The 8,242-nt window shown below is 69.2% G+C and carries 7 protein-coding genes; all 7 read left to right on the top strand.

The window, feature by feature from the left end:
- Positions 1-63: 63 nt before the first annotated feature.
- On the top strand, positions 64-2,301 hold the full coding sequence (locus tag ACN469_RS28820) for a kinesin (RefSeq protein WP_498772905.1): 2,238 nt from the start codon (positions 64-66) through the stop codon (positions 2,299-2,301).
- Between the two features lie 59 nt (positions 2,302-2,360).
- Positions 2,361-3,263: a tyrosine recombinase XerC gene (locus ACN469_RS28825; RefSeq protein WP_498772907.1), complete on the top strand. Its 903-nt coding sequence runs from the start codon at positions 2,361-2,363 to the stop codon at positions 3,261-3,263.
- Between the two features lie 98 nt (positions 3,264-3,361).
- A complete protein-coding gene (gene hslV, locus ACN469_RS28830) occupies positions 3,362-3,889 on the top strand; it encodes an ATP-dependent protease subunit HslV (protein ID WP_253991947.1) in 528 nt (175 codons plus the stop codon).
- A gap of 10 nt (positions 3,890-3,899) precedes the next feature.
- Complete coding sequence (hslU, locus tag ACN469_RS28835; RefSeq protein WP_498772910.1) at positions 3,900-5,303, top strand: ATP-dependent protease ATPase subunit HslU; 1,404 nt, start codon at positions 3,900-3,902, stop codon at positions 5,301-5,303.
- A 56-nt stretch (positions 5,304-5,359) separates the two neighbouring features.
- Positions 5,360-6,589 carry an aspartate aminotransferase family protein gene (locus tag ACN469_RS28840; protein WP_498772912.1) on the top strand — a complete coding sequence of 410 codons (1,230 nt, stop codon included), beginning with the start codon at positions 5,360-5,362 and terminating at the stop codon, positions 6,587-6,589.
- A 109-nt stretch (positions 6,590-6,698) separates the two neighbouring features.
- A complete protein-coding gene (locus ACN469_RS28845; RefSeq protein ID WP_498772914.1) occupies positions 6,699-8,021 on the top strand; it encodes a J domain-containing protein in 1,323 nt (440 codons plus the stop codon).
- Positions 8,022-8,038: 17 nt separating this feature from the next.
- A partial coding sequence (locus ACN469_RS28850) for an Hsp70 family protein (protein WP_498772916.1) occupies positions 8,039-8,242 on the top strand: 204 nt, incomplete at its 3' end.

The following is an 8,242-nucleotide window of genomic DNA, read 5'->3' on the forward strand; positions in this document are numbered from 1 at the left end:
TGAAGTGACGCTGTCGCCGAGCCGTGCGAGGTGACGTCGGGTGTGCTTAGGTCCGCCGCCTGTATGACTTCGACTCCGCTCACCTATCGCCGCTATGGCGGCTCGCTCCAGGTCGACATTCCCTCCTTCGATGTGCTCGTGGAGGCCGCGAGCATTCCCGAGACGCAGTGGATCGCCACGGCGTGTCCGCTGGAAGGACTGAGCTGTGACCCGGCCTTCCTCAAGTTCCTGGACACGGATGGCAATGCGCGCGTCCGCGTGGCGGAGGTTCGTGCCGCCGTGGCCTGGGCCGCGAAGCACCTGAAGGACCGGCGCGGCGCTGACGCGAGCAGTGACGTGCTGGAGCTGAACTCGCTGTCCGCGGACGCGGCGTCCCTGCGCGTGGCGGCGGAGATGATTCTGCGCACGGTGGGCGCGCCGGACATGGGGCGCATCTCCCTGGCCCAGGTGCGCGCGAGTGACCTTGAGCTGCGCAAGTCAGGGCAGAACGGCGATGGTATCATCGCCCCGGAGCGCCTGCCGGAGTCGCTGCGTCCGCTCGCCAAGGACGTCATGGCGTCCTTCCCCGAGCTGAAGAACCGCTCGGGCGAGGCGGGCGTGGATGGGCCGACGCTGAAGCGCTTCCGCGAGGCGCGCGACGCGCTCCTGGCCCACGTGGGCAAGCGCGGAGAAGTCTTCGTATGGGGCGAGGACAGTGAGTCGCGCGCGCGTCGCATCCGCGAGGTGGCTCCACTGCTGGACACGTACTTCCTCCAGTGTCGACTGGTGGCGGTGCAGCCGGAGGCGGCGGCGAACTTGAGGTTGCGCGCCGAGCGGGTGGAGAGCGCGCTGGGCGATGCCGCCGCGCTGGGCAAGGCGGCGGGTGACCTGCCCATCGCGGTGCCGGAAGCGTCGGGCGTGCTGGAGTGGTCGAAGCTGCTGCGCGGCCCCGCCTACGAGCAGCTCCAGGCGTTCCGTCGCGAAGTCGCGGCGCCGGTGACGGGCGACTCGGAGAGACTGTCGGACACGACGTGGCGGGAGCTGGTGGCCAAGGCGGACGCTGTGCTCGCGTGGTTCACCGCGCGCGACGCCAACCCGGTGCACAAGCTGGCTGACTCGCTGCCCACCGTGTCGCTGACGGACCTGGACGCCATCGACGCGGCCTCGCAGGCGGACCTCGCGCTGGCGCCCACTCTGGCCGCCATCGTCGAGCTGGAGCGCCTGGTGCTCTACCAGCGCTGGTTGCTGGTGTTCGCCAACAACTTCATCAGCATGCCCAACCTCTATCTCCCCAAGGCGCCCGCGCTGATGGAGAAGGGGACGCTCATCCTCGGTGGACGAAAGTACACGCTGTCGGTGCTCGCGAAGAACCGCGCGGAGCACGCGGCGCTGACGAGCCAGGGCACCACGTGCATCCTCTACGTGCTCGTGGCGCCCAAGGACGGCACGCCCGGCTACGAAGTCGCGGTGCCCGTCACGCGCGGCCGGAGCACGGACCTCGTCGTGGGCAAGCGCGGCGTCTTCTACGACGTGGATGGCCAGGAGCACGACGCCACGGTGACGCATATCGTCCGCCAGCCCGTGTCGCTGTGGGAGTCGATGACCATGCCCTTCACGCGCATGGCCTCGTTCATCACCGGCAAGATTGAAGGGCTGGCGTCGGCGGGGGAGAAGACCTTCGACTCGACGCTGGAGCAGGGCTACTCGCAGGCCACGGCGGCGGCGCCCGCTCCAGCCCCGGCTCCGGCGGCTCCGGCCCCGTCTCCCGGAGGACTCGCGGGAGTCATCGCGGCGGGCAGCATCGCGGCGGCGGCGTTGGGCTCGTCTTTCGCGTTCATCGTCACGCAGGTGAAGTCCCTGACGATGGTGGACGTCATCACCGCCACGTCGCTCATCGCCATCGTCGTCATGGCGCCAGCGGGGCTGCTCGGCTGGCTGAAGCTGCGTCGGCGCAACCTGGCGCTGCTCCTGGAGGGCTCCGGCTGGGCGCTCAATGACCGCCTGATGTTGACGCACGGACTGTCCACGCTGGTGACCCGACGTCCCCGGCTCCCCAAGGGCGCGCGCGTGGACCGTCGCGACATGATCCGCCCGGCGATGCTCGCCCAGCAGGACGAGGACGGCGAGACGGAGGGGCTGTCCGGCTGGGCGCGGTTCGGGCTCGGGGCGCTCATCTTCTTCGTGCTGCTCTGGCAGGTGCGCAACCCCATCCTCACGTGGATGTGTGGGAAGGCGTGGCTGTCGGACGCCACGTGTGTGGCGCTGCTGCCCGCGCCGACGCCCGTGGTTCCAGTTCTCGCCCCCGTCGTGCCGACGAAGTAGGGGTTTCGCGGGGCCCGGAATCTTGCGAGCCTCTCCGGGCCCCCTACGCTGGCCTCGCCATGACGACCCTCTCGCCGCTGCTGGAGAAGTTCCGCGTCCACCTGGAGGACGAGAAGGGGTCGTCACCGCACACGGTGCGCAACTACCTCATCGACCTGGTGGACTACGAGCGCTACCTCGTCGAGCGGATGAAGCTCTCGCTCCTGGCCGGCTCCCACGCCGCCATCCGCGGCTACCTGGGCACGCTGAGCGTGGACCATGCCCCCGCGAGCCGCGCCCGTCGGCTCGCGTCCATCAAGTCCTTCTACAAGTACCTGGTGCGCCAGAAGCTCCTGCCCGCCAGCCCCGCCAAGCTGGTGAAGAGCCCCAAGCTGCCCAAGGCGCTGCCCAAGGTGCTGCCGGTGGAGGAGGTCTTCGCCCTCCTGGACGTGCACGACTTGAAGACGGTGTTGGGCTTGCGCGACAAGGCCATCCTGGAACTGCTCTACGGTGGCGGGCTTCGCATCAGCGAGCTGTGTGACTTGGACCTGCTCGCCGTGGACCGGAGTGGGCGCATCGTCCGGGTCATGGGCAAGGGGAGCAAGGAGCGCCTCGTGCCCGTCAACGCGCAGGCCATCCGCTCGCTGGAGGCGTACCTGGCCCGGCGCGGAGAGCTGCTCGCGGAGCCGAAGCCCGGACAGGTGCCGGAGGCCATCTTCCTCAATTTCCGAGGGGGCCGGCTGACGCCCCGGAGCATCCGCCGGCACCTGGACGCGCATGTTCTCAAGTGCGCGCTGGCGCGCAAGGTGAGTCCACACGCGCTGCGTCACTCCTTCGCCACGCACCTGCTCGGAGGGGGCGCGGACATCCGCAGCATCCAGGAGCTGCTGGGCCACGCGAGCCTGTCCACCACGCAGCGGTATACCCACGTCTCCTGGGAGCAGCTCCAGCAGGTCTACGACGCCGCCCATCCCCGGGCGTGATGCGCGCGCCGCTCCAAAAGCGCGAGGAAACGGTGCGGGAGCGGACAGGCAGGCGGTGTTCCTTGGAAACGCGGGGCGCGGCTTGTTAAACCCGCTCCATGTTCCACGGAACCACCATCCTCTGTGTGCGGCGTGACGGGAAGGTCGCCATCGCCAGCGACGGGCAGGTCTCCCTCGACAAGACGGTGATGAAGAACACGGCGAAGAAGGTCCGCAAGCTGGGCGAGGGCCAGGTGCTCGCCGGCTTCGCGGGCAGCACCGCCGATGCCTTCACCCTCTTCGAGCGCTTCGAGGGCAAGCTCAAGGAGCACCAGAAGAACATGGCGCGCGCCTGCGTGGAGCTGGGCAAGGACTGGCGCACCGACAGGTTCCTGCGCCGCCTGGAGGCCCTGCTCGTCGTCGCGGACAAGGACAAGACGTTCATCCTCTCCGGCGCCGGTGACGTGATTGAGCCCGACTACGGCATCGCCGCGGTGGGCAGCGGTGGCCCGTACGCGCTCGCCGCCGCGCGCGCGCTCATGGCGCACACGCAGATGCCCGCGCGCGACGTGGCGAGGGAGTCGCTCTCCATCGCCGGCGAAATCGACATCTACACCAACTCCAACATCTCCCTCGAAGAGCTCTAGGAGCCACCCCGTGGCCGAATCGCGCAAGCCGTCCGCCTTCACGCCTCGCGAGGTGGTGAGCGAGCTGGACCGTTACATCGTCGGGCAGAACGCCGCCAAGCGCGCGGTGGCCATCGCCCTGCGCAACCGGTGGCGCCGTCAGCAAGTCACAGACGACCTGCGCGACGAAATCCACCCGAAGAACATCATCATGATTGGCCCCACCGGCGTGGGAAAGACGGAGATTGCCCGCCGGCTGGCGAAGCTCGCGCAGGCGCCCTTCGTGAAGGTGGAGGCCTCCAAGTTCACCGAGGTCGGCTACGTGGGCCGCGACGTGGAGTCGATGATTCGCGACCTCGTCGAGAACGCCATCTCCCTGGTGCGCGAGGAGGAGACGGAGAAGGTCCGCCCCCGCGCCGAGGAGCTGGCCGAGGACCGGCTGATGGAGCTGCTCCACAGCGGCTCCCGTCCGCCGCCGCCCCCGCCGCCACCCTTCGGCTTCTCGCCCCCGCCGCCGCCTCCTCCCGCGCCGCAGCGGCTGGGTGAGTCCGAGCGCGAGAAGCTCCGTGCACAGCTCCGCGCGGGCACGCTCGATGACCAGTACGTGGACGTGGACACGAGCGACAGCGGGCAGACGTTCATGCGCGGCTTCTCCGGCCAGGGCATGGAGGAGATTGGCGTCAACCTGCAGGACCTCTTCAAGAACATGCCGGGCATGAGCAAGACGCGTCGGCGTCGCGTGCGCGTGCCGGAGGCGCTCCAGCTCCTGCGTCAGGAAGAGGCCCAGAAGCTGGTGGACCCGGACCGCGTGCAGCGCGAGGCCGTGGTCCGCGCGGAGTCGAGCGGCATCGTCTTCATCGACGAAATCGACAAGATCGCCAGCCGCGAGGGCGCCAAGGGCAGCGGTGGCCCGGACGTGTCGCGCGAGGGCGTGCAGCGCGACATCCTCCCCATCGTCGAGGGCTCCACCGTCAACACCAAGTACGGCATGGTGAAGACGGACCACATGCTCTTCATCGCCGCGGGCGCGTTCCACGTCTCCAAGCCCAGCGACCTGATTCCGGAGCTGCAGGGCCGCTTCCCCATCCGCGTGGAGCTGGAGCCGCTCTCTGGCGACGACCTCATCCGCATCCTCCGCGAGCCGAAGAACTCCCTCCTGCGCCAGTACACCGCGCTCCTCCACACCGAGGGCGTGCGCCTGTCCTTCACCGACGACGCGGTGACGGAGCTGGCGCGCATCGCCCAGCAGGCGAACGAGCGCACGCAGAACATCGGCGCTCGCCGCCTGCACACCGTGCTGGAGCGACTGCTCGACGAGGTGTCCTTCTCCGCCAGTGAGCTGGGGCCCCGAGACTTCCAGGTGGACGGCAATTATGTGCGTGAGCGCTTGAGTTCCATCGTCCAGGACGAGGACCTGTCGCGCTACATCCTGTAGCGCGGTATATGGCGCGCTCGCAGCCGTTCCCTCACCACCAAGGAAGGTAGACAGCCTTGCCGCAGCCCGTGCCCTCCGCCGCCGACTCGACTTCCAACGACACCCTCATCTCCAAGGCCAAGAGCCACCTGCTGCAGAACTACAAGCAGCAGCCCATCGCCCTGGTCCGAGGTCGCGGTACGCGCGTGTGGGACGCGGATGGTCGTGAGTATCTGGACCTCATCGGCGGGGTGGCGACGTGCGCGCTCGGACACTGTCATCCGGACCTGGTGGCGGCGGCGCACGCGCAGCTGGACACGCTGTGGCACGTGTCGAACGCGTTCTACTCGCAGCCGCAGATCGACCTGGCGGCGCAGCTGTGTGAGTGGAGCGGGTTCCAGCGCGCCTTCTTCTGCAACTCCGGCGCGGAGGCCAACGAGGCGCTGCTGAAGCTGGCCCGCAAGGTGATGAAGGACCGGGGCACCCCGGAGCGCTACGAGGTCATCACCTTCGAGCGCAGCTTCCACGGTCGCACCCTGGCCACCGTCACCGCGACGGGGCAGCCGAAGTACCATGCGGGCTTCGAGCCGCTGCCGGCCGGCTTCCAGCACGTCCCCTACGGTGACCTGGACGCCGTGCGTCGCGCCGTCGGCCCCGCCACCGCCGCCATCCTCGTCGAGCCCATCCAGGGCGAGGGTGGGGTGCGTCAGGCCCCCGCGGGCTTCCTCAAGGGGCTGCGCGCCCTCTGCGACGAGAAGGGTCTGCTGCTGCTCGTCGACGAAATCCAGACGGGCATGGGTCGCACCGGCATCCCCTTCGGCTTCATGCGCGATGGCATCCAGCCGGACGCCATCAGCATGGCGAAGGCGCTCGGCAACGGCCTGCCCATTGGGGCCATGCTGTGCCGCGAGGACGTGGGCGCCAGCCTGTCCCCGGGCAGCCACGGCTCGACGTTCGGTGGCAACCTGGTGGCCGCCGCCGCCGCCAACGCCGCGCTGAAGGTCATCCGCCAGCCGGGCTTCCTGGACGAAGTGACGTCCAAGGGCGCGTATTTCCTGGACCGCCTGCGGGAAATCCAGGGCCGGCTGCCGGCCGGGCGCGTGGTGGAGGTCCGAGGCCAGGGCCTGCTGGTGGGCCTGGAGATGGACCGGGAGGCGCCCCAGGTGCTCGGCAAGCTGCGCGAGGCCGGGGTGCTGGGCAACGCGGCCGGTGAGCGGACGGTCCGCTTCGCCCCGCCGTTCACCATCTCTCGGGAGGAGCTGGATCAGAGCCTCGCCATCATCGAGCGGGTGCTGACCGCCCTCTGAGGCTCGATTTTCCGCCGGTTGGAGCCTGGGAGGGGGCACTGGGTGTTTGACGCCCCGCGTCCCCCAAACCTAGGCTCGACCTTTCGGCAACCCATTCGTGGACCGTCCTGTGAGCGCGCCAAATACGATTGTCGGCCTGGGGGCCCGGACGGACCACGTCGCCACGGTGCCCAACGTGGACTTTGCTCGCCTCCAGCTCTCGTCGGAGGAGGCGTCCGTCCTGTCGCTCGTCGGCCGGGTGGAGCGCATCGACCAGGTGTTGTCACGCTCCACCCTGGGTGAAGCGCGCACCATCGCCGTGCTGCTGGCCCTGCGGGCCAAGGGGGCCATCGTCCCCGCGCGCGTGGTGCAGAAGAACCAGCCCGCTCCCGCGGTGGACGCCGCGCTGGCCGAGGAAGTGGACCTGGAGCCGGAGCGGAAGAAGGAGATCATCGACCTGGAGCGCGCGCTGGACGGGTTGGACCACTTCGCCGTCCTGGGACTGCGCCCCGGTGCACCGGCGGCCGAGGTGAAGCAGGCGTACTACAACGCGTCGCGCCGCTTTCACCCGGACCGCTACTTCGGAAAGAACCTGGGCAGCTTCCGGGCGCGCATGGAGCGCATCTTCCGGAGGCTCACGGATGCGCACAACGTCCTGTCCCAGCAGGACAAGCGGGACGCGTACCTCAAGGCGCACCCGGCGCTCGCGACGGCTTCCGCGGCGGCCGCCGCACCCCCCGCGCCCGCGCCCGTGCCATTGATGGACCCGAACCAGGAGATGATGCCCTTCTCTCCCACGCCGCGTCCCATGCGGCTCGCGTCCCCGTTGCAGGCCTCCGCCCCGTCGGCGCCACCTCCGGTGCAGGACGCGGAGTCCGAGGCGCGCAGGGCGGAGCGGCAGGCGCGGCTTGCTCGGCACCCGTACATGGCGCGCAACGTGCGGTTGTCGGAGCTGGTGGCGCGCGGCAAGGCGGCCGTCGCCCGGGGAGACTGGGAGCGTGCCTACCAGGACTTCAACCAGGTCCAGTCGTTGGATCCGAAGAACCGCGAGGTGGCGACGCTGCTGATGGAGGCACGTCGACGCCACGACGAGCAGCGCGCGTCCATCGAGCTGGCCCGAGGCAAGGAGCTGGAGCAGCACGGGGACGACGTCGGGGCGCTCGCGGCCTACCGGCTGGCGTATTCCCTGGATGGGCAGAACCCGGAGGTCGCCTTCCGTGCGGCCAGACTGGGTCTCCAGCAGGGCCAGGACGTGGGCGAGGTGCGCGTCCTGGCACAGCGCGCCGTGGACCTCCAGGGAGGGCGAATCGAGCACCAGTTGTTGCTGGGACGGGTGCTCGCCGACTCGGGAGCGAAGAAGCTGGCCAAGCGCGTCTATGAGGACGCGGCGAAGTTGGACCCCGACAATGCTGAGGCCAAGGCGGCGCTCAAGAAGCTGCGCTGGACGTTCTAGGATGAGCACGCTCACTCATGGCTGATCCCGAACCCCTCATAGGCATCGACCTGGGGACGACGAACAGCATCGTCGCCACCGTCCAGGACGGGCAGCCCATCGTCATCAAGAACCGCACGGGCCAGGCGCTCACGCCGTCCGTGATTGCCGTGTCCAAAAATGGCAAGCGGCTGGTGGGCGGCATCGCCAAGCGTCAGGCCATCACCAATCCCCAGGAGACG

This window comes from Corallococcus terminator (assembly GCF_049194865.1).
Classification (GTDB): Bacteria; Myxococcota; Myxococcia; order Myxococcales; family Myxococcaceae; genus Myxococcus; species Myxococcus terminator_A.